Origin of the sequence: Bacillus sp. SIMBA_074, from assembly GCF_046534555.1 — a bacterium.
Taxonomy (GTDB): Bacteria; Bacillota; Bacilli; order Bacillales; family Bacillaceae_G; genus Bacillus_A; species Bacillus_A mycoides.
Map to the genome: position 1 here is coordinate 138,230 of NZ_JAWRYM010000005.1, position 21,452 is coordinate 159,681.

The 21,452-nt window shown below is 33.5% G+C and carries 19 protein-coding genes; 3 read left to right on the forward strand and 16 right to left on the reverse strand.

What is annotated here, in order from left to right; translation table 11 throughout:
• Positions 1 to 2: 2 nt before the first annotated feature.
• The 6 genes from SB773_RS08875 to SB773_RS08900 all read right to left on the reverse strand — a co-directional run bounded on the left by SB773_RS08875 (position 3) and on the right by SB773_RS08900 (position 5,654).
• Positions 3 to 791: an enoyl-CoA hydratase gene (locus tag SB773_RS08875; RefSeq protein ID WP_002017012.1), complete on the reverse strand. Its 789-nt coding sequence runs from the start codon at positions 789 to 791 to the stop codon at positions 3 to 5.
• A gap of 4 nt (positions 792 to 795) precedes the next feature.
• Positions 796 to 1,707 (reverse strand): hydroxymethylglutaryl-CoA lyase, encoded by a 912-nt coding sequence (gene mvaB / locus SB773_RS08880; protein ID WP_410589575.1) that lies wholly within the window; start codon positions 1,705 to 1,707, stop codon positions 796 to 798.
• 21 nt (positions 1,708 to 1,728) lie between these two features.
• The gene (locus SB773_RS08885; RefSeq protein WP_113735019.1) at positions 1,729 to 1,944 is read right to left on the reverse strand and encodes an acetyl-CoA carboxylase biotin carboxyl carrier protein subunit; all 216 of its coding nucleotides are present in this window, start codon (positions 1,942 to 1,944) and stop codon (positions 1,729 to 1,731) included.
• 26 nt (positions 1,945 to 1,970) lie between these two features.
• The gene (locus tag SB773_RS08890) at positions 1,971 to 3,308 is read right to left on the reverse strand and encodes an acetyl-CoA carboxylase biotin carboxylase subunit (RefSeq protein WP_044440840.1); all 1,338 of its coding nucleotides are present in this window, start codon (positions 3,306 to 3,308) and stop codon (positions 1,971 to 1,973) included.
• Positions 3,309 to 3,323: 15 nt separating this feature from the next.
• Positions 3,324 to 4,469, reverse strand: coding sequence for an acyl-CoA dehydrogenase (locus SB773_RS08895; protein ID WP_002032227.1), 1,146 nt, complete (start codon positions 4,467 to 4,469; stop codon positions 3,324 to 3,326).
• A gap of 216 nt (positions 4,470 to 4,685) precedes the next feature.
• Positions 4,686 to 5,654 (reverse strand): YbgA family protein, encoded by a 969-nt coding sequence (locus tag SB773_RS08900; RefSeq protein WP_410589578.1) that lies wholly within the window; start codon positions 5,652 to 5,654, stop codon positions 4,686 to 4,688.
• Between the two features lie 465 nt (positions 5,655 to 6,119).
• Between SB773_RS08900 and SB773_RS08905 the strand changes: the two genes are divergently transcribed.
• Both SB773_RS08905 and SB773_RS08910 read left to right on the forward strand, forming a co-directional pair.
• The gene (locus SB773_RS08905; RefSeq protein ID WP_410589580.1) at positions 6,120 to 6,635 is read left to right on the forward strand and encodes a DUF3231 family protein; all 516 of its coding nucleotides are present in this window, start codon (positions 6,120 to 6,122) and stop codon (positions 6,633 to 6,635) included.
• Between the two features lie 172 nt (positions 6,636 to 6,807).
• Positions 6,808 to 7,107 (forward strand): WGxxGxxG family protein, encoded by a 300-nt coding sequence (locus tag SB773_RS08910; protein WP_060751691.1) that lies wholly within the window; start codon positions 6,808 to 6,810, stop codon positions 7,105 to 7,107.
• A 223-nt stretch (positions 7,108 to 7,330) separates the two neighbouring features.
• On the opposite strand, the gene SB773_RS08915 is transcribed toward SB773_RS08910, so the two are convergent.
• The 7 genes from SB773_RS08915 to SB773_RS08945 all read right to left on the reverse strand — a co-directional run bounded on the left by SB773_RS08915 (position 7,331) and on the right by SB773_RS08945 (position 15,015).
• The gene (locus SB773_RS08915) at positions 7,331 to 7,990 is read right to left on the reverse strand and encodes a TetR/AcrR family transcriptional regulator (RefSeq protein WP_131246211.1); all 660 of its coding nucleotides are present in this window, start codon (positions 7,988 to 7,990) and stop codon (positions 7,331 to 7,333) included.
• Positions 7,991 to 8,014: 24 nt separating this feature from the next.
• The gene (locus tag SB773_RS08920; protein ID WP_410589582.1) at positions 8,015 to 9,034 is read right to left on the reverse strand and encodes an ABC transporter permease; all 1,020 of its coding nucleotides are present in this window, start codon (positions 9,032 to 9,034) and stop codon (positions 8,015 to 8,017) included.
• Positions 9,031 to 9,756 (reverse strand): ABC transporter ATP-binding protein, encoded by a 726-nt coding sequence (locus SB773_RS08925; protein ID WP_002032219.1) that lies wholly within the window; start codon positions 9,754 to 9,756, stop codon positions 9,031 to 9,033. The genes SB773_RS08920 and SB773_RS08925 overlap by 4 nt, the downstream gene beginning before the upstream one ends.
• 184 nt (positions 9,757 to 9,940) lie before the next feature.
• Entirely contained in the window at positions 9,941 to 10,192 is a 252-nt protein-coding gene (locus SB773_RS08930; RefSeq protein ID WP_410589585.1) for a hypothetical protein, read from the reverse strand.
• A gap of 216 nt (positions 10,193 to 10,408) precedes the next feature.
• Positions 10,409 to 11,251 carry a metallophosphoesterase gene (locus SB773_RS08935; protein ID WP_215577101.1) on the reverse strand — a complete coding sequence of 281 codons (843 nt, stop codon included), beginning with the start codon at positions 11,249 to 11,251 and terminating at the stop codon, positions 10,409 to 10,411.
• A 264-nt stretch (positions 11,252 to 11,515) separates the two neighbouring features.
• On the reverse strand, positions 11,516 to 12,442 hold the full coding sequence (bla, locus tag SB773_RS08940) for a class A beta-lactamase Bla1 (protein WP_410589655.1): 927 nt from the start codon (positions 12,440 to 12,442) through the stop codon (positions 11,516 to 11,518).
• Between the two features lie 437 nt (positions 12,443 to 12,879).
• The gene (locus SB773_RS08945; protein WP_410589588.1) at positions 12,880 to 15,015 is read right to left on the reverse strand and encodes a peptidoglycan D,D-transpeptidase FtsI family protein; all 2,136 of its coding nucleotides are present in this window, start codon (positions 15,013 to 15,015) and stop codon (positions 12,880 to 12,882) included.
• A 410-nt stretch (positions 15,016 to 15,425) separates the two neighbouring features.
• Here SB773_RS08945 and SB773_RS08950 point away from each other — a divergent pair, with 410 nt between their 5' ends.
• On the forward strand, positions 15,426 to 17,186 hold the full coding sequence (locus SB773_RS08950) for a peptidoglycan D,D-transpeptidase FtsI family protein (RefSeq protein ID WP_410589590.1): 1,761 nt from the start codon (positions 15,426 to 15,428) through the stop codon (positions 17,184 to 17,186).
• Between the two features lie 11 nt (positions 17,187 to 17,197).
• Here the strand turns inward: SB773_RS08950 and SB773_RS08955 are convergent, their stop codons facing one another.
• The 3 genes from SB773_RS08955 to SB773_RS08965 all read right to left on the reverse strand — a co-directional run bounded on the left by SB773_RS08955 (position 17,198) and on the right by SB773_RS08965 (position 21,269).
• A complete protein-coding gene (locus SB773_RS08955) occupies positions 17,198 to 18,025 on the reverse strand; it encodes an SH3 domain-containing protein (protein ID WP_410589592.1) in 828 nt (275 codons plus the stop codon).
• Positions 18,015 to 18,548 (reverse strand): RNA polymerase sigma factor, encoded by a 534-nt coding sequence (locus tag SB773_RS08960; protein WP_002127457.1) that lies wholly within the window; start codon positions 18,546 to 18,548, stop codon positions 18,015 to 18,017. Before SB773_RS08960 ends, SB773_RS08955 begins: the two co-directional genes overlap by 11 nt.
• A gap of 747 nt (positions 18,549 to 19,295) precedes the next feature.
• Positions 19,296 to 21,269 carry a penicillin-binding transpeptidase domain-containing protein gene (locus SB773_RS08965; protein WP_410589594.1) on the reverse strand — a complete coding sequence of 658 codons (1,974 nt, stop codon included), beginning with the start codon at positions 21,267 to 21,269 and terminating at the stop codon, positions 19,296 to 19,298.
• Positions 21,270 to 21,452 lie beyond the last annotated feature (183 nt).

Genomic DNA, 21,452 nt, shown 5'->3' on the forward strand with positions numbered 1-21,452 from the left:
ATTTACTCCCCCTTATACATTGGTTTGCGTTTTTCCTTGAATGCCTGTAATCCTTCTAATCTATCTTTCGTATGGATTACGCCCTCATACGCCTGTTTTTCCATTTGTAATCCGGTATGTAAATCTACTTGAATACCATTTGAAATTGCTTCTTTTGCTAATCGAACAGCAATTGGACCATTTTTAGCAATTCGATCTGCAATTTCAATTGCTTTCTCTTCTAGTAAATCAGCTGGTACTACGAATTCTACTAAACCATATTCTTTCGCTTCTTGCGCCGAAATACGTCTTCCTGTATAAATTAATTCTTTCGCTCTACCGACTCCAATTAATCTCGGTAAACGCTGAGTACCACCTGCTCCAGGTATAATTGCAAGAGAAGTTTCAGTAAGACCTAGACTTGCAGTGTCAGAAGCAATTCTAAAATCACAAGCTAAGCTTAATTCAGTACCTCCACCAAGTGCGATTCCATTAATAGCAGCAATAACTGGTTGTGGTAATTGTTCCACCATCTCCATAGTAGAACGAATCATACCAACAGCATGGCGAACTTGTTCTTCACTCATGTTGGCACGCTCTTTTAGATCAGCACCAGCGCAAAATGCTTTTTCGCCATCCCCTGTTAAAATAACAACGCGCGTATTTGATTCTTCGTTTATTTGAGTTAATATAGTTTGTAATTCTTCTAATAATGCCAAAGATAATGAGTTTGCTTGTCTTTCACGATTTAACGAAATCTTTACAACGTGCGGTGTAACATAGTCAACTGAAATGTTTTGTAATTGTAGCATCTTCTCACCTACTTATCGTTTTATGTTGAAGCGCTCTATACACATGACTCGGTAATTGGATATTTAACTTACTTTGAATAAACTGACTAGCTCTCAATAACTTTTCTTCATCAATATTAGTTTGGACTCCCAGCTTATGGAGCATATGCACTAAGTCATCAGTAGCAACATTACCCGATGCTCCTGGTGCATAAGGACATCCTCCGAGTCCACCACAAGAACTATCAAACGTTGTAATACCATATTCTAAAGACTTAACTACATTCGCCAGAGCCATTCCATACGTATTATGAAAATGCATTGCAAACTGCGAAGCATCATACTTCTTTAATAGATGTTCTAATACTTGTTCTACTTGTAATGGATTCGCTACACCAATCGTGTCACCGAGAGAAACTTCATAAATGCCGTATGCAAATAGTTGATTACATATTTCGTCAACTGCTGTAGCACTTATATCGCCTTCATAAGGACATCCAAATACAGTAGAAACATAGCCCCTTACCTTTTTCCCTTCGAACATTGCCTGTTTTGTTATATCTTCAATTACAGCTAATGCTTCTTTAATAGATTTATTAATATTACTTTTATTGTGAGATTCACTTGCTGATAAAAAAACATTCACCTCATCTACATTTTGCAAAAAAGCTCGTTCCAAACCATTTTGATTTGGAACAAGCGCTGCATATGTAACATTTGGATCCCTTTTTAGCTCAGAAAATACATCACTTGCATCTGCTAATGCAGGAACCCATTTAGGGTGAACGAATGAGGAAACTTCAACGTACGACAATCCCGCTTCTGTAAGTAGTTGAATCCATTTTACTTTATCTTTTGTGCCAACAATCTTTTTTTCATTCTGTAAGCCATCACGTGGCCCGACTTCTTTAATGACAGCAAAATTAGGTAGTTTCAATTCGCTTCCCCCTATATCTCCCTATTCAATTTCTAGTAATACATCTCCTTCATTTACAAAATCGCCTTCTTGTACGTTAATTTTCATAACAGTTCCGGCTTCTTCTGAAACGATTGGAATTTCCATTTTCATAGATTCCAAAATGACGACATCCTGCTCTTCCTCTACTGTATCTCCTACTCCTACAACAATTTTCCAAATATTTCCTGCCATCGATGCATATACTTTCGTCATCATTTTTTCCCCCTTAATATTCATAACTCTTATTTTTTAACAAGTTGTTTCGTTACAAAACCTGTTGTATAAATACCACTTTTGAACACATCGTCTCCGAGTACTTGCAGTAACATTGGTGTGTTTGTTTTAATACCTTCTACTTTTAACTCTTCTAGAGCAATTTTTAATTTTGAAATCGCTTCTTCACGAGTTTCACCATGTGCGATTACTTTCGCAATCATTGGATCATAGAAAGGTGTAATCGTTACTTGATTCTCCAAAAAGTGATCAATACGTATATTCGTCGGTAACGTTAAATCTGTAATTTTCCCAGGTGATGGGAAGAATGTTTTCGGATCTTCTGCATAAATACGAGCCTCAATGGCATGACCACTACGTTTTACATCATCCTGTGTAAATGATAGCTTCTCACCATATGCGATAAGTAATTGTTGTTCAACTAAGTCTAACCCAGTAATTTCTTCTGTAACTGGATGTTCTACTTGTAATCTCGTATTCATTTCTAAGAAATAAAAGTTCTTTTGATCATCTACAAGAAACTCAACTGTACCTGCATTTGTATAACCAAGTGCTTTAGCAGCTTGTACAGCAACTTCTCCCATAGCCTTTCGTGTACCCTCATCTAAAAATGGTGAAGGTGCTTCTTCAATTACTTTTTGATTTCGGCGCTGCACTGAACATTCGCGTTCCCATAAATACACTGTATTACCATGTGTATCTGCTAAAAGCTGAATTTCAATATGATGTGCATCTGCTATATAGCGCTCTAAATACATTTCTCCGTTACCAAAGAAATTTTGCGCTCTTGTTTTATTACTTTCAAATGCTTTGGTGAGCGTTTGCTCAGTTTCCATCAACTGCATTCCAATGCCTCCGCCGCCCGCGGATGCCTTAAGCATTAATGGATAACCAATTTGTTTCGCAATTTCAATTGCTTCTTCAGCAGTTTCAATATTTGTAGTAATGCCTGGAACTACTGGCACATCTGCTTCTTGCATCGCTATACGTGACTCAATTTTACTTCCCATCTTAGTAATGATTTCTTCTGAAGGACCGATAAATACGATTCCTTCTTCTTTACAGCGAATCGGAAAAGATGGATTCTCTGATAATAATCCGTACCCCGGATGGATTGCTTCAGCATTTGTCTTCTTAGCTATTTCAATAATTTTTTCAAGGTTTAAATAGCTTTCTTGGACACGTGGACCGCCTACTAAGTAAGCTTCATTTGCCAATTTTACATGAAGGGCATTTTCATCAGCCTCAGAATAAATAGCAACGGTACGAATGCCAAGTTTTTGACAAGTTTTCATAATGCGAACTGCGATTTCCCCGCGATTAGCAATTAATATTTTTTGAAACATAGTGACCCCTCCTTTTTATCTACATCCTAAATGTCTTGCAATTACGAGACGTTGAATTTCAGAAGTTCCTTCACCAATTTCTAAAAGTTTTGCATCACGAATATATCGTTCAACTTCATATTCACGCATATAGCCATATCCACCATGAATTTGTACTGCATGATTTGCTATACGACTTGCAGCTTCAGATGCAAACAACTTTGCCATAGCCGCTTCTTTACCGAAAGGTTTATCGTTATCTTTTAACCAAGCTGCTTTATGTACTAAATTACGCGCTAATTCTACTTCAGTCGCCATATCAGCCAATTTAAATTGAATCGCTTGGAAATTAGAAATCGGTTTTCCAAATTGTTGACGTTCTTTCGCATATTGCAATGCACGCTCAAATGCAGATTGTGCAATACCTACTGCTAATGCTGCAATTGAAATACGTCCTCCATCAAGTGTATATAAGAATTGTTTAAATCCTTTATTTACATCACCAAGAATATTTTCTTTCGGTACACGTACACCATCAAGTACGATTTCACAAGTATTAGAAGCACGAACACCCATCTTATCGTAAGGGCTTGAAATCGTTAATCCTTCACTAGTAGTCGGTACGATAAATGCAGAAATACGTTTTTTACCATTGTCTTCAAAACCGTTGATAGCGGTTACAATAATTGTATTTGCATACTCTGCGTTTGTAATCCAGCACTTTTCACCACTAATAACATATTCATCGCCATCTAAAATTGCTTTCGTTTGTGTGCCCCCTGCATCAGATCCAGCATTTGGCTCCGTTAATCCGAAAGCACCTAACGTTTTACCTGACGCCATTGGAACTAAAAATTTCTGTTTTTGTTCTTCTGTACCGAAATAATAAATTGGAGAAGCACCTAATGAAATTGTTGCAGCATAGCTTAAACCTGTTCCACCACAAGCACGACCAATTTCTTCAACAGCTAACGCGTACGATAACGTATCGCCACCTGAACCTCCATACTCTTCCGGGAATGGGATACCTAATAATCCTAGTTCGCCCATTTTTTGAAATGTTTCATATGGAAATTCCGCAGTTTTGTCATAATATACAGCTTTCGGTGCGATTTCCTTTTCAGCAAAGTCACGTACCATTTCTTTAATCATTTGTTTTTCGCGAGTTAGAGTAAATTCCATTCCGCTACACACCCCTTATCGAATATTGAGTTTCGACAGCGTGCGAGTTTCTACTACAAACATTACTTCTTAAAAGACATGAATATTAGTTAGACAATTGCTATAATTCTGTCATAACTTAATTTTAAAACAGATTCTGTACTAATGCACAAAAAAATTCCTACATTGTTCTACAACATCATAGGAGGTTTTGTGTCGAATTATGTAATTTATTGTTTAATAATCTCTACCTTTTCCCGAATCAGAAATTTCTACTAACCCTTCAGGGTATGGCTCAAAATATGTTTGTCTTAATAAATACTTTTCATCAAATCGAATGGCCCATGATTTTAAAATTGTAAGCAAACTACTAAGTGGTATTTTCTTTTCTGCATATTTTTGTATCAGTTCTAGAAAATGATCTTTTTCTTGTTTTTTTAGCTTTGTTTTAAAATATCCGAAAATGTGCTCACATACATTTACATTCGATGTATAGCGAGGCGCGCGCATAAATAATTCATATAAATTCTTCTCATAGTTATCAAATACGACTTCCATTGTTTCATTTTTTTGATTTGCAATAATACGCCCTAATTCTTTTTGTTTCACCTGATTATATGCCATAAATAAATACTTATAATCTGATTGAAACGCTACGAGTTCTTTTATGTTTTTAGTATGTTTAATCATTTTGTAATGCGCGATTGTAAACAATCTTGTAAAGAAATGCTCTCTAATAATAAAATTCGACAATCTACCTTCTTCTTCAATTGGAAGATGCGAAAATTTTTTTATTACTGCTCCGCCAAATAATCCAGTTCCTTTTCCTTTTACTGGCCCTTTTTCAAAACGAGAATAGATTTTCACATCACGAGTTCCGCAACTTGGCGAACGATTCTTCAAAATAAAACCGTCAACTTCAGGTAATGTTTGTAAAAATGCATTTGAAAATTCATTCATTTTTTCAGTTACATCTTCTCGTATTGACGGTTGTACAAGCCTATTCGCACCATTTTTTTCTACAATACGTATCGTTTCACGAGGAGTCCCTAAACCAATTTCTACTTCAGGACATACAGGTATAAATGTAACAAATGGCTGCAAGTTTCGAATTGTTACATCTGGTATCATCTCTCCATTATAACGACAGGCATCAAATTCTAAACATTTACTTACAACAATTGTTGGTTTTGCAAATTGCCGCATTTCATTACCTCCATGGTATCAATCCATACAATCTAAATTGTACTGATATTAGTATCTTAAGCAAAGTCTGTTTATATTGATTATTTTTATAATAACTATAAATTTAATGCTATATCAACTGCAATTCAAATCTATTTCGTATATGTATTAACAAGTTCTTGTACAACCTTGTTAACACTTTTTTGTCTAAACACAATCCATCTTTACTAGCATATTTACAGAGTCTTTCCTCTCCTCTTTACATTTAAATTAAAATAAGTCTTAATACGAATTTTAATCCCAAGTTATTTGGAATATATTCTTTATATTTGTACATTATAGACTGAGAAAGTATTACTTGTAGTTAGGGTGTTCCAAATGCATTTTAGAAACCTAATTTCTTTATTACGGAACATTTTCAGAAGCATTTTTTCTTTGGTAAAAAATATTTTAAAAAATCCATTCAGTTTAAGGAGGCATATTAAAATGGGAGTATTAAGTGGTAATCCCCAAAATGAACCAATGCATTACGGAGAAGTCTTTGCAATTTGGAGTTATCTTGCAGGCGCACAAGGTGCAATTGCTGGTTACCAAGTTCTTGTCAATCATACTGGAGACGAGGACTTAAAAAAGTTTTTAGAAAATCTTATAGAAAATGATATCCAATCAGAAGTTGAAGAACTAAAAAACTTGTTGAAATCAAACGGGGTGGCATTACCACCAGCACCTCCAGAACGTCCAGTTGCATCTATTGAAACAATCCCTCCTGGTGCTCGTATTAATGACGCAGAAATTGCAGCTAAAGTTTCTATGGATCTTGCTGCTGGACTAGTAGCATGTAGCCAAGCGATGGGACAATCACTTCGAGAAGACGTAGGAATGATGTTTGGACAATTCCATATGAAAAAAGCACAAGTAGGTGCCACTTTACTACGATTAAATAAGAAAAAAGGTTGGATTATTCCTCCTCCTTTACATGTTCTTCAATCTGATCAAGCATAACATGGCATAAGCGGTTAACTTTTGTTAACCGCTTCGTTGTATTTACCTGTACTTTTAATAATGGAGATTAAAGATATTTCTCATAATTTTAACTTTATGATTTAGATACTGTGAACCGAATAATGTACAAAACTACTGGAGAAATTAATACATAAGAAAGGAGGGGAAAACTATGAAGAAGAAATTATCATCTATTTTAAGTGTATTAGCACTAACTATTATGTTTTTAGGTACAACTGCCCATGCTGAATACGATGGAAATAACATGAATCGGGTTAATAATACTGACACTTCAACTCGAGTTAATGACAATAACATGAATCGAGTTAATAATGATGTGAGAACTCGAAATGTAAATACAACAAATGATTTAAATGATAATCGCGATAAAAATAATAATTGGGCTTGGCTCGGTTTATTAGGACTAGCAGGATTATTAGGTCTTAGAAGAAGAGACAAAGAAACACGCTAATTCAGAGCATTTTTTTAGTAAACAAGTACTTATGTATTAAAAGTATATAATGAATATAAATCGCCTTTTTAAAGGCGATTTATTATTTGCTTACAAGTAATATGTATAATTAGTTATTAATATACGTTAATATATTTAATTCATATATCACCTTATCTTTACTTACGATTAATTTTCTTAAATTATATATTTACAAATACGAAAATCAAAAACACAAATGTTGTTATAGCGAAGTTCTTGGTGTTAATCCATATAATATAAATTGAATCGTATTTTCAATTTCCACTTCATCATCCCATTTCTCTTCAGGCAATAATAAAAACCTCGTTAAGAGAAATCCTAGTACAGCTGATAAAGTAAGACGTAATACGGAAGATGGTGGCATTTCAATAATTTCCCCTTCTTCTTGAAACTTTACAATTAACTTTTTAAAATGTGAAAGCAGTTCTGTTTCTACTAATTGTTGTATTTCACTTTTTAGTTCCGGCTGAAATGGTACTTCTTGAATTAGTATTTTTATCATTGGAAAGTGCTTTTTGGCAAATTCAAACCTATTATGAATTACTACTCTTAAAAGTCCTTCATACGATTTATAATCCTTTTTAAATATTTCTTTTGCAAAAGCTTGTATGAAAAATGGCGCAGCGAACTTTGTTAAAGTCGGCATTACGACTGCAAACAATAAATCTTTTTTCGTTTTATAGTAGCGGAAGATTGTTCCTTCCGCTACACCCGCACGCTTTGCAATTTCACTCGTTGAAGTTGAGGCGTACCCTTTTTCTCCAAACATATCAACAGCTGCCTCTAATATACGCATTTGACGTTCATTACGTTTATCAGTATTCGTTGCGGCAACTAATTCTTCCAGCCAATCCTTCTTCATTTATTGTGCTCCTTTTTATCATCATTATATTTTTCGATGTTTCTTTAATGCAAATACATTTCCTACTGCAAATAATAGTGAAAAAAGTAGTAATACAGTAAGATCTAATGCAATCTCTGTAAACCCTTGATTCCGAATCATTACTTGTCTCATAGCGTCAGCACCATATGTGAGTGGAAATAATTTACCTAACATTTGTAACCATGTATTCATGGATTCCATTGGAAACAACCCAGAAAAGAAGACTTGTGGCACGATAACAAGCGGTATAAATTGAATCATTTGAAATTCATTATTTGCGTATGCCGATAAAAATGTGCCTAATGTTAGTGCAGTTAAAGAAAGCATACATGTTATAAGTAGCGTTAGCCATATTGAGCCAGCTACATATAAATCTAAAATATAAACTGAAAAACTTACAATTATAATAGATTGTATAAATGCAAAGATTCCAAAACCAATAATATATCCTAAAACTATTTCCCATCTTCTCACTGGTGTGGACAATAATCTCTCTAATGTACCACTTAAACGTTCTCTTACAAAAGATACTCCGGACAATATAAATACAAAGAAAAATGTAAAGAAACCAATTAATACGGGACCAAGCCCATCGAACATCGTAATGTCTTTAGAGCCATGTAAATAATCCACTTCAGGCTTCATCATTGATACATTATTCTTCTCTGTACTCTTTTGCAATACTTGAAGTACCGCACGGTTTTTTGATGAATCACTGCCTTCTAATAGAAGATTCATTTTTCCATTTTCTAAATGAATTACTGCATCTACCTTTTGCTTTTCTAATTCCGAAATTGCTTTGTCTTTACTATATTCATAAATTGATGCTTCTTGATTTTTCATTGCTTTTACTATAGGAGCAGGTACATCGACTACAGCAATATGCGGTATATATTCTTTTTGTGTAAATATTAGCGATAATAACCAAAGTAATAACATTGGTGCCCCAAACATCATTGCTAACGAACGCTTATCTCGAAAAAATTGACGAATGATACGGATGACTACACCATTAACTCTCATGATTCAATCACTCCTTCTAACATAAAGACATCTTCAATTCGTCCAGAAGATGTTTGTTTTTTCAATTCCTCCGGTGTGCCAATCGCAACTAAATTCCCTTCTCTAATTAGCCCTAGACGTTCGCAAAACTCAGCTTCATCCATAATGTGTGTTGTTACAATAATAGTTGTTCCTTTCTTTTTAAGGTCATAAAACTTCTCCCAAATCGATTTTCGAAGTAGAGGATCTATCCCAACTGTTGGCTCATCTAAAATTAATATTTCTGGTTCATGAAGGAGTGCTATCGCCAATGATAAACGTTTTTTCATTCCACCTGAAAAATGCTGTACTTGCTTTTTCATATGCTCTGATAATTGCACAAGTTCAAAAACTTCTACGATTCTCTCTTTCTTACGCTTACCTTTTAACCCATACATCGTTGCAATAAAATCTGCATTTTCATATGCCGATAGTTCTTCGTATAATGCATCAGCCTGAGCCATATAACCAATTCTTTTCATTTCATTTAGATTAGGCATGTTTGTATTAAAAACAATTACATCCCCTGTAGTTGACTCATTAATACCTGCAATCATTTTAATGAGTGTTGTTTTCCCCGATCCGGAAGGTCCAACCAAGCCAAAAATTTCTGCTTTTTCTACTTGCAGCGAAAGGTTATGCAAAACTTCTTTTTTCCCAAAACTTTTTGATACATCTCGTAAAATAATTGAAGGTTGCTGCACTAAAAATCCCCCTTTTCTTTAAAATGAGTGAGTACTCACTTTTATTTTACTCTCGAATTATTATATGTCAAACTTTTCAAACATATATTTTTTCTGTTATTTACTAAATCAATGAAACAGAGTCGACATTAGAATATCTTTTCTTAAAGTCGACTCTGTTTCATTGTGAATTATTCGATTTTTGTTATGTTTTTAAATTTAAATACCTTCTAATTCTAGCAACATCTAATGAATATTCGATAACTATTTGCTGTATTGGTAATATAACCGTTTCCGGATATAAATGTGCATATTGTAACGTTTCTGCATACTTTTCCAACCGTTTTTCTAAATACTTTACAATTTGCTCAGGATGACTTACTAATAAAGACCTACTATAATAATGAATTTGCTCCTCAATCGCCGTATATTCTTCAATTTCAAATTCTTTATGCATTTGTACACCCCTTTATATTTTTAATATTGCTTAATAATAACTATTTTAACTCGACTAATTTTTAAGTTTTTTGATTATTTACACTATAACAAACTCAATAGGTCAAATTTTGTTACTTTATGTAACGTTGAAAAATTTTAACAAAATTGTAATGGAAACTTGTACTCAAGAAAAACTACCTTTAAATTATTCTCCTGAACAAAAAAGCCGTACAGATTAATTTAACTGCACGACTACAATCTCAGGTCTATTAAAAACTCTTTGCGGAATGATACTATTGCCTAATCCTCTACTAACTATCATAGACGTATTTTGTTGTTCATATAAACCCGCTGTATATTTGGGCAGTATTCCTTGATTAGGAGCAACTAATCCCCCGATAAAAGGTAACCGAACTTGTCCCCCATGTGCATGACCCGATAACACTAAATCTACTTGCTCATCAGCATATGCTTCTAAAAATTCAGGCCTATGAGATAGTAATATCTTAAAACCGTCTGAATTCATTCCATCTTTAGCTTTCCTAATCTCATTTTTAACAATATGTTCTTCATCACGATTTCCACTAGTAAATTCTGGATCATCAATACCTAGCAAGTTTATTTCTTGCCCCTCTTTTTGAATACTTACATGCTCATTTCTTAAAACTGTAACATGGTATTTCTTCAATTCTTTCTCTAAACTGTTATATTTCCCTGACCACTGTTCATGATTTCCTGTCACAAAATATACTGGATACTCCGTCACAAGTTCTCGTATTACTTGCAAACTAATTTCTGCATTATATGATTTACTGTCAATTAAATCACCGGTAATAACAATGATATCAGGGTTCAAGTTTTTTACTTTTTTAATTAAAACATTTTGGTTTTCACCAAATTTTTTATTATGTAAATCTGAAAGTTGGAGGATTTTAAATCCTTTAAAAGAGGAAGGAATTTTGCTAGATGCTATATTAACTTCATTTACACTTATTAAATTGTTCTGCAAATATGAAAATATAATAATACCAACTATTGTACTAACAATCAAAATGACTCTATTAATATTTTTTTTCATAGTTTCTCCTTTTTATTTTCATAAAACATTTATATATGTTAACTGAATTATATTATACTTTTTTGATATTGTTTATGTTAATAAAATAATTCAGTACATGAAATTTTCATTCCGGATACGTAATGTATTTTCATTATATTCTTACTTTTACCCTTTGAATTATAAGAATACAAAAAAACGATTCTTTTCACACGAAAAAGAATCGTTTTCTAATTTTATACTTTTAATAATATTATATAAAGAAATGAAAAAACTGAAAGATTATCACTTAAGAGCATTGATTACAACTTCAGCTGCATCTGCAATTAATTTATTATCATAGGTAGCTTCTTTCTCATCTTTACTAGATAAGATTGCAATGATAATAGGTGCCCTGTTCGGCGGCCAAACGATAGCAATATCATTTCGTGTCCCATAACTTCCAGCTCCTGATTTATCTCCAACTACCCAGTCAGTTGGTACACCTGAACGAATAAGTTTGTCTCCTGTAGCATTTCCTTTCATCCACTCTGTAAGAATTTTACGTTTATCAGCTGGAAGTGCATTTCCGACCGTAAAAGCCTTAAGATTGGTAGCAATGGCTTTCGCTGTACTAGTGTCACGAATGTCTCCTGGAGTAGCTTCGTTTAACTCTGGCTCAAAGCGATCAGCCATAGTAACCCGATCACCCATCTGTCTAAGTGCTTTTTCATATCCTTTAGGTCCGCCTATTTTATTAAATAAAATGTTCCCGGCGGTATTATCACTGGAACGAACAGCCGCCTCTGCAATTTCCCCAAGTTTCATGCCTGTATCTACATGTTTCTCTGTAATGGGTGAATATTCCACTAAGTCGTCTTTCGTATAAGTGATAACTTCATTTAATTTCTCAGTTGAGTTTTGCTGTAGCAATACTCCTGCCGCTAATGCCTTGTAGGTTGATGCAAAGGCAAATCTTTCGTTAGGTCGATAAGCAATTGTTCGATTTGTACCAGTATCAATAGCATACACACCTAATCGAGCATCAAATCTTTTCTCAAGTTGAGAGAATTCTTTATACGTCGCATGATTTTTATGTTTAACTGGTCCGGTCTTTTCTTTCGCTTCAACTTGCAATGCCCCTCCTGTAAAAGCTTCTAGGCTTGTAAGACTTAAACCTAATATACCAACACATAAACCTATTTTTAACATCCTCTTGTTTTTCAAAATCATCATTCCTTTCAAATTTTCAATACTGAAAACAAGTAGTAAATTCAATACACTGTATCCTATTTGAAAACCTGTTTTTATACGTACACATAATAGACCATCTAAAAAACAAGTTTGTTCCATAAAGTGAAACTTTAATCAGTGGGGGTTTTGTTCATCCCCCACTGATTATCAGCCCTCACCAATCGGGCTTTTACGGGCAGCCCGACTCCCGCCTAACTTCTTTGCTCCAGCTGAATTTTGAGGTGGGAGTTTTACTACCCGGCAAATAGCGGGATAAATTTAAAACCTTTTTAACTAGTAGCCAAGATATTAACAAAAGTAAGAGATAGCAACTATGATAGCCGCTATCTCTTATTTCAAATTTTCCTTTTTCTTTAACTTATAAAGGCTTTTATATAAACAGGGTTTCTTCCCCTGAGAAAAGTGCACAAATTTTACTAATTTTGATTCGAACTGTCTGTACTAGCAGCTTCACCATGTATACGTTGCTTTTTTAAATCAAAGTATACATCTAAAATTTCCTTTCCAATTATAGAATTAATTCCATTTTTATCATCATGAAGCCATGGGACTACTACAGAAAATGCTACTTCTGGATTATCATATGGAGCATATCCAACTAATGTTAAGTTGTAACATTCCATACGTTCTCCTTTTGCATTTCTACCAATTGGATCATCTCCACCATATACAGTTTGAGCTGTCCCTGTCTTTCCTGCTGGTTTATATGGCGCATTTTTGAAATACTTCACGCCAGTTCCATCACCTTCTTGGAATACCCATCTAAAGCCTTCTTTTATCCGATCAATATGCTCTTTCTTCATATCAACTCGATTTAATACGACAGGCTCTATAGAGCGTATAACTTTACCGACCTCTTCTTCTTTTATTGATTGCTCTCGTATTTCTTGTACAATTTGGGGTTGCATTCTATATCCACCATTTGCAATAGTTGAAATATATTGTGCCAATTGCAATGGTGTATACGTATCATACTGACCGATAGAAAAATCTAATAAAAACCCAGGTTGACTATCTACTTTTCTAGTTTGCCCAATTATTTCATTCGGTAAATCAATACCTGTTGGTACCCCTAAACCAAATTGTTTAAAATAATAACGCATTTTATCAAATGCTTCTTGTTTAATATCCAATGAACCATTCGGTACGTAATTAACTCCCGCAATTTTTAAAGCTGTCTGGAACATGTATACATTCGAAGATACTTGTAAAGCTCGTAAATCATTAATATTACCAAATCCGGATACATTCCATGATTTCTTGGCTTGTGTACCTTTAAATTTCATCGGTGCATCATAAAATTGATCTCCTGGCTGTATTGCCCCTGTCTCATATCCAGTTAATAACGTTGCGCCTTTTACAGCTGACCCTAGCTCATACGAAGTTGTCATGTTACCTAATGCCAAATCCTCAATCTCTATTTTCCCTTCTTTTTCTACAATCTTTTTGCCTGCCATAGATAAAATCTGTCCGTTATTTGGATTTGTCATGACGACAAACGCTCGGTCCAACAGTGGCTCTGAACTCTTAAAAGCTCTCAAATTTTTCTCTATACTTTCTTCCACTTTCTTTTGTAATTCCATATCAATCGTTAATGTTAAACTATTACCACTTTTTCCTTTAGAGATTATTTCTGTGTTTATAATGTTTCCTGATTTATCAGTAATGTTTTTCACTTCTTCTTTTGTGCCGTGTAATACATCTTCATATCGTTGTTCAATATAACTTTTTCCTACACGGTCATTACGGTTATATCCACGTACCAAATAAGAATCTAAGTTTTCTTTCGGTAATCCTTCTTCACTACTTGTAATATTACCTAACACGGAACGAAATAAATTACCATTTACATAATTACGTTCCCAATCAACTGTTGTATCTACTCCTGGAAACTCCGCAAGTTTTTCACTTATCCGCGCATATTCTTGATCTGTCACATCTTTTTTTATAATTTGTGGTGTCAGTTGATAACCTGAACTCATTTTACTTTTAATAGCTAACACCTTTAAATCTTGTGCTGTTAATTCTGCCAATTCTACTTCTGTAACGCGACTTCGTCTTAAGTCTTGAATTTTTTTGTCTAGTTCTTTTCCCTCTATTCCCTTTTCTTTAAACTTTCCTATGTCGTTTTTAGTAATCTTTGATTCCGCACGTTTCGTATTCAATTGCATCCAAAAATCTTTTTTATCGATATCGGTTAATTTATTTATATCTTGCTCAGGCATTTCAAGTACCTTCGCCAAGTCTTTTGCTGTTTTTAAAATATCTTCACTCGTAATCCCTTTCACCCTTGTATACGTAATTGTGCGAAGAGATTTATTATTAACGACCGTTTTCCCTTCTCGATCTAGAATCTGTCCACGTGGAACTGGTATACTAGTTGTTTCATTTTGACTGTTTTCCACTTGGTTCTTATAAGCCTCTCCCTCAACGATTTGTACTTTTCCTAGCTGCATAATAATAGCTGAGAATAGTACAAATATGCAAAGGAACATTATATTCAATCGAATAGATATATATGTCTTCTGTTTCTTTACTTTTTGTTCTTTCATAAATCCTCCATATAATTCTTCAGGAAATCCTCACTAATACTTAGTAAATAAATATACTAAAAGCGTTCCCTATATATTAGAAACCACTATTCAGTTATAATAGTGTTTTATCTTTTTTGTTAAATCCTTGTAAGCATCCATTCCTTTTGGTTTAGCCGTGTAATTGATAAATCTCCCTTCCTGTTTTTTTCTCTATTTTTTTGTCGCCTGCATTAGAAATGCTAAACTGTATAATGACTCATATTAAACTTACACATAGACTTACTATTAACATGTACTTTTTTTCATACTGATTGTTCCTTTCTTCATGCTGTAATACTTAATAGACAATCTAAATCATAAAGTTGTTCCACATTTACAAAAAAAATAATTAACTATAAGATGGAATAGGCTACATAAGGGAGGGTTATATGTTACATACGAAAAGATGGAGATTTTTTGCGGTTCTTTCTATTGTAAGTGTGATTTTACTAATTTTATTAAAAATCAACTTCATTTTAATTACTATCGCAACTTCTTCAGCTGAAAGAGGAAAAATTCTTGATCAAAATGGTGTAATACTAGCTACAAATAAGAAAGTTAAGTCTCTATATTGCACTTCTAATGATGAAAAGCTATCGAATCAAGATACATCAAACACATTAGCTTTTTTCAATCAATTTTCAAACGAGTTTCAACATGACATTTCTGCAGAGGACATAAAATCACAATTACAACAATCTTGTAAAAAGCAGACTATGAATGATATACCGTTATACTCTGACATAAATGAGAGTGAACTTACATTCATAAACAAAAACAAACCCAATAATGTAATAATTAAAGATGAATTGATCCGATATTATCCTAAACACGAAATTGGTTCACAGCTAATTGGGTATGTAGAAAATGACCTTAATTCTAAGTATGGACCTGTTGGAAAAAGTGGGATTGAGCTTCAATATGAAAATGATTTAAAAGGAAAACCCGGAAAAACTCTGATTTTTAAAATGAATAATAAAAAGTTCTTGTGGAACATTCAAAAAGTACAAAAAGGAAAAGATGTCCGGCTAGCTTTAAACTCTAAATTACAGCAAAAAACAGAGGAAGCATTAAGATCTCAAATTAAGAAAATACCTGATGCTAATGCTGGCTATGTTGTAGTAACCGATGTAAAAACTGGCGCAATTTTAACTATGGCCAACTCGGCAGTTTTTAATCCAAATACATTACATACACATGTATCATCTAAAAATGAAAACATTAAATCACTTTCGCAAAATAAAGCAATTCAAAAATTAAAGTATGGTGAATCTTATGTAAATATGGCCTCTACTATAAAGCCACTTACTATTTTAATTGGATTAAACGAAAAGCTTTTTCAACCTGAAGATACTTATTTAGATAAGGGTACTTTTCAGTATGATAATCAAAATAACATTACGAATGCACCTGGAACGCCAACAGGTGAGATTACACCAAGGCAGGCTATCATTAATTCATCTAACACATTTATGACAGCAAAAGTAGCTCTGCCCTTATTCAACCGAAATAATGGGAATATAGAAAAAGTGGCACATATATGGACAGATTATTTAATGCAATTTGGCCTACGTTCTAAAACTGGGATTGATTTACCTTTTGAAGAAGACGGACAATATGAATTCCATCCATCTAATAAGTTTGAAAATGGAATCTCCGCTTTATTAAATGCCTCTTGGGGAGGAAATGAAGTGCATACTCCTCTTCAACTCGCTCAATATGCAGCAACTTTGGCAAGTAAAGGTGATAGATATAAACCTCAAATCGTAAGTGCTATTATTGGTCAGGACGGTAAGGAAACAAAAAAGTTTAAACCAATTTTAGAAAGTTCAAATCGTTATCCTATGAAATTTTGGAGCGTCATGCAAGGTGGGATGAGTCAAAATATAGAGGAGATTAAAAACTTGCCCTTTCATGTCGCAGGTAAAACAGGTATAACAGGCTCTCCCAACGAGCAAGAAAGAATGATAAATCATTCTCTTTTCATTGCATATGCTCCTACCGAAGATCCACAAATCGCCGTTTCTGTCGTTATTCCTGGTAGTAATTCAGAAAAAAATATTGCTGCTCTCGTTACATCAGAAATTTTAGAGTCTTGGCATACACTTCAAAAAGAAAATAATAACAATGAGGAAGGTTCATTAAAGTGAACCTTCCTCTTTTACCATATAGAATCTATATTTATTATTTTCCATTCACCATTATCATTCTTTTCGAGCATAAATGAATACTTAATATCAGTTAAAACATACTCTTTTTGCACATATCCAGTATTACCGTTAATTGTCGATATTTTTATATATCCATCATTTTGCACTTTTTCTGGAATCCAAGCTTTTACCATTTCATTAGATATTTCATATAAAACTTGTGATTCTCGTTTTGGTTCAGCTAAAATTTTTGTTTTATTTCCAGTAACCGTTGCATATATAAAATGCGCTTGCTTTGATTGGTTACTTTCTGTAAATCCACTTGGTACTTTGTATACTTTTTTTGTATCATTTGCAAATTCTCCCCCGTTTGTAAGAGCGACTTGCAACTCATGAAAAATATCTTCATCAAACTTCAATTCATCCTTCTTATAACTCTTCCCTTTAAATATAACTTCATCATTTAATGCTCTATACAAATCATTTTCATTTTTTGAATTTGTACTTCGATATAAATCATTTATAAATTGTTTTAATGATGGATCTTGAGCAGACTCATCTTTTGTTTTCGGCTTAATTTGAGTACTACTTTGTACCGGTGATTTATTATCATCAAGCCAAGGTTGTTGAACAATAAAAAATAACATTGTACAAACCAAAACAACTACAATAGGCAATGCTTTTTTACGAAATGGTCTCTTGTATGTTACAGAATCTACTTCACTATTTTGGTATATCGATTGCTTTATTTTATAAATAAATGCTTCTTCATCTTTACGACGCTCCATTGGTCCATTTTTTAATTTGCTATACCAGTCAGGATTTTTTTTATTGTTCATCACTTCTACCCTCCCCTATTAATTTTGAAACTTTACTTCTTGCTCTGCTTAACCTAGATTTGACTGTTCCAATGGATACACCTAATGTTTCAGCCATTTCTTCATAAGATAATTCATATTTCGCGTCCAATATTAGTATTTCGCGGTGTTTTTTAGGTAGTTTTAATACAACATCCCACACATCATTCATTTCCTCTTGATTAAAAAATTCTTGTTCTGCCGATGGAGATTGCTTATCGTCACTAAAAAATCCCACTAAAGATATCCTTTTAAAATAAGAGGATTTCAAATAGTTTATTGCCGTATTTCTTGTAATTTTTAATATCCACGTTTTAATAGATGACTCCTTTCGAAACGAATTCCAATGTTTAAAAACCTTAATAAATACATCTTGTGTGATGTCATCTGATAAGTGTGGATCTTTCGTAATAATAAATGAATAATTCCATACATCTTGCCAATAGTCTTTTATAACATAGTCAAGCTCATCATGATTACATTTTTCAATAAACTTCTGTTCCATTTCCACACCTCAAACTTATTTGAATAAACATAAAGCTGCCCTCACTTTTAATATGGTTTCAATATATAGACATGATACAAGTTTCATTTGTTCCATTGTTTATCTTTTTTTTGATAGAAGAATTCTCCTGAAAAATGTAAAGGTGTGCAATACATTTCATTACATAATCACCTTTACATTCTTTTTTATGACAGGCTCAAAAAAACAAGTAATGCATACAATGTTAAAAATTTACTTGTGAAAATCTGATTATGATTTTTAAAATTTCACGCAACACTCGATTTGTATCACCTATTTTTTCTAAGAGCATACTTATTTGTGTGCTCTATTTATTTTTTTCTAAATAACTGTGTTATTAAAGTTTAAAATCTCGTTTGTCTATTTCAATTTGTTCTTCTCTTATATTTACTATTAGCAACACCAAAATTTCAGACATGAAAATAAACATGAACAAGTTTTTTATCACCAGCTGTATTAGTACCTATCCCAATCGGACTTGTACTTCCGACTGAATCCTCTAGTTTTAAATCAGTATTTAGGACAAACTACCAATCAGCCCGTACTTGCAAATAATGAATATGATGCGGTATCAACTTTCTAGAGTCACAACAAAATAGAAAAAGCATTCTCGATTAGGAAGAATGCTTTTTTTGAAACTTAATTGTTCTTTGTTTTACCCAATTTATACCTTGGAGTTAAGCAAACATATAATAAATTCAGTAACAGATTTCACCTTATAATTAAGTATTATTTCTGAAAAACATGTTTTACTTTTTCGCCTGGAACATTGCTACCCCCTCTTCCTTTTACATCCTCGATCATCATGGTAACAATCATGTCTGGCGCATTTGCATCAAAAGCTGCAAACCACCCAAGTTCTTTTCCGTCTGCTTCTTTCGACTCTTTCAGTTCTGCTGTACCCGTTTTACCAGCAAGGGTTACACCATCAACCTTAGCAATTCTCCCCGCGCCATCAGGGTCATTAATGACTTTTATTAATGCACTCTTTAATATCCCTTGATTCTTTTTAGAAACCACATTTTCTTTCCAATTCCCCGCTACTTTTGATTCTTTTAAAAGATGAGGCGATGGAATATTCCCTTCATTCACAATCGGTGCATATGTTAACGCTAAATGAAGTGGTGTCATTAATACTTGTCCTTGTCCGTACCCCGTGTCTGCTAGTTGAATATCATTTTTTATCCCATCTTTTGCAATGATTGAAATAGGGAATTCGTATTCAATTGGTAATTTTTCATGAAATCCGTATTTCTTAAATTCATTTACATACTGATCTTTTCCTATTTTCAAAGCTTGTTGAGCAAAATAAATATTATCAGAGTACTTCATTGCCTTATCAAAATCAACTGGACTAGCATCCTTCACACGTGTTACATAATAATTTCCCCAAGATGAATCTTTTGTCCACTTTAATCCTTGAATTTTAAATTCTTCCTTAGGATTTATTGTGTTTGTTTCCAAACCAATTGCACCTGTAATCGTTTTAAATACGGAACCTGGTACAAATGCTTGTGTGAAGCGATTCATCATTGGCAGTTTCGAGTCGTTATTCCATGCTTCCCGTTGAGCTTTTGATGCTCCTCTAACTATTGTATTTGGATTATAAGCAGGGCTACTTACAAGTGCGATTGTTTCACCCGTTTTAGGATTGACCGCTGCACTAGATCCTGCTTCATTTTTCATCTCATTAAAGATTTTTTCTTGAATTGCAGCATCAATAGTTAACGTAACATTTTCTCCTTTTTTTGCTTCTTGTTTTGCTACGTTTTTAATCTCTTTCCCGTTCTCATCTTCCATAAATACGCGTCCACCCTTTTCACCACGCAATTTATTCTCTAATACTTTCTCTAAACCTGTCTTACCCACTAAATCATCTGCTTGATAACCTTTTTTTTGAAGCGATTTTAACTCCTCTGCATTTACCTTTCCTATATATCCCGTTAAGTGTGCCGCTGCTTCTCCTAATGGATACGTACGAATATTTACTGGGCGAGATAAAACTCCTTCTAATTCAATATAATCATTCTGTCTGGTTCCCTCTTTTAAAATACCAATTGGTACAAAGGAATCTGGTTTTATCCATTTCGCTGCGAGCTTCTGATCGACCTCTTCTGTAGACATATCAAGTAATTGTGCTACTATTTCTTTCGTTTGCGCTGCCGTTTCACCTAGTTTCTCTGGAATAATTCCAACTTCAGTCGCTTTACCATTCGTTGCAAGCCCTTTTCCATTTCGATCATATATTTCTCCGCGTTTTCCTTGCTCTGTTTGCATACGTACTTTGTAATCTTTTTTCATACCTGGGAAAATGAAGTCTGGTGTCCAATCTATTTTCCAAGATTCCTTATCTTTATCTTTCACGAGTTTTGCTTCATGGATGAATGAAACTGTTCCTCCATCCGTATCCATATTAACTTCAAAAAGAAAAAGTTCTTTATCTTTAGTATTCTCTCCTTTCGTTTTAATTTTTAAATTCTTAACTCCAATACCCTCATAAATTTTTTGATATTTCTCTGTGAACTCCTTTTTAGAAATCGTTTTTTTTGCATGTTCTGATAAACAATCATACATATTTGTAAATTTTTCATCATTCCATAAATTGATATATTCTTCAAATGCTTGTTTTGGCGGCTCATCTTTATTGCATCCTACTAACATAACTCCAAAACAAAAGAAAAGCAGCATCCATATTTTTTTCAATTCAATCTTCTCCCTTAATTAAAAATGATTATTCCTTTCTAAATATGTTAAATAAAAAATGTTTTAACGCTTAATAGACAGTGTAAGTAATGAAATAGTTCCACATTTACAAAAAAATTAAATTTATGGTTAAGCTGCATTCAAAAAGGGAAGATTTTAAGATTCTTACAAACGACGAATATA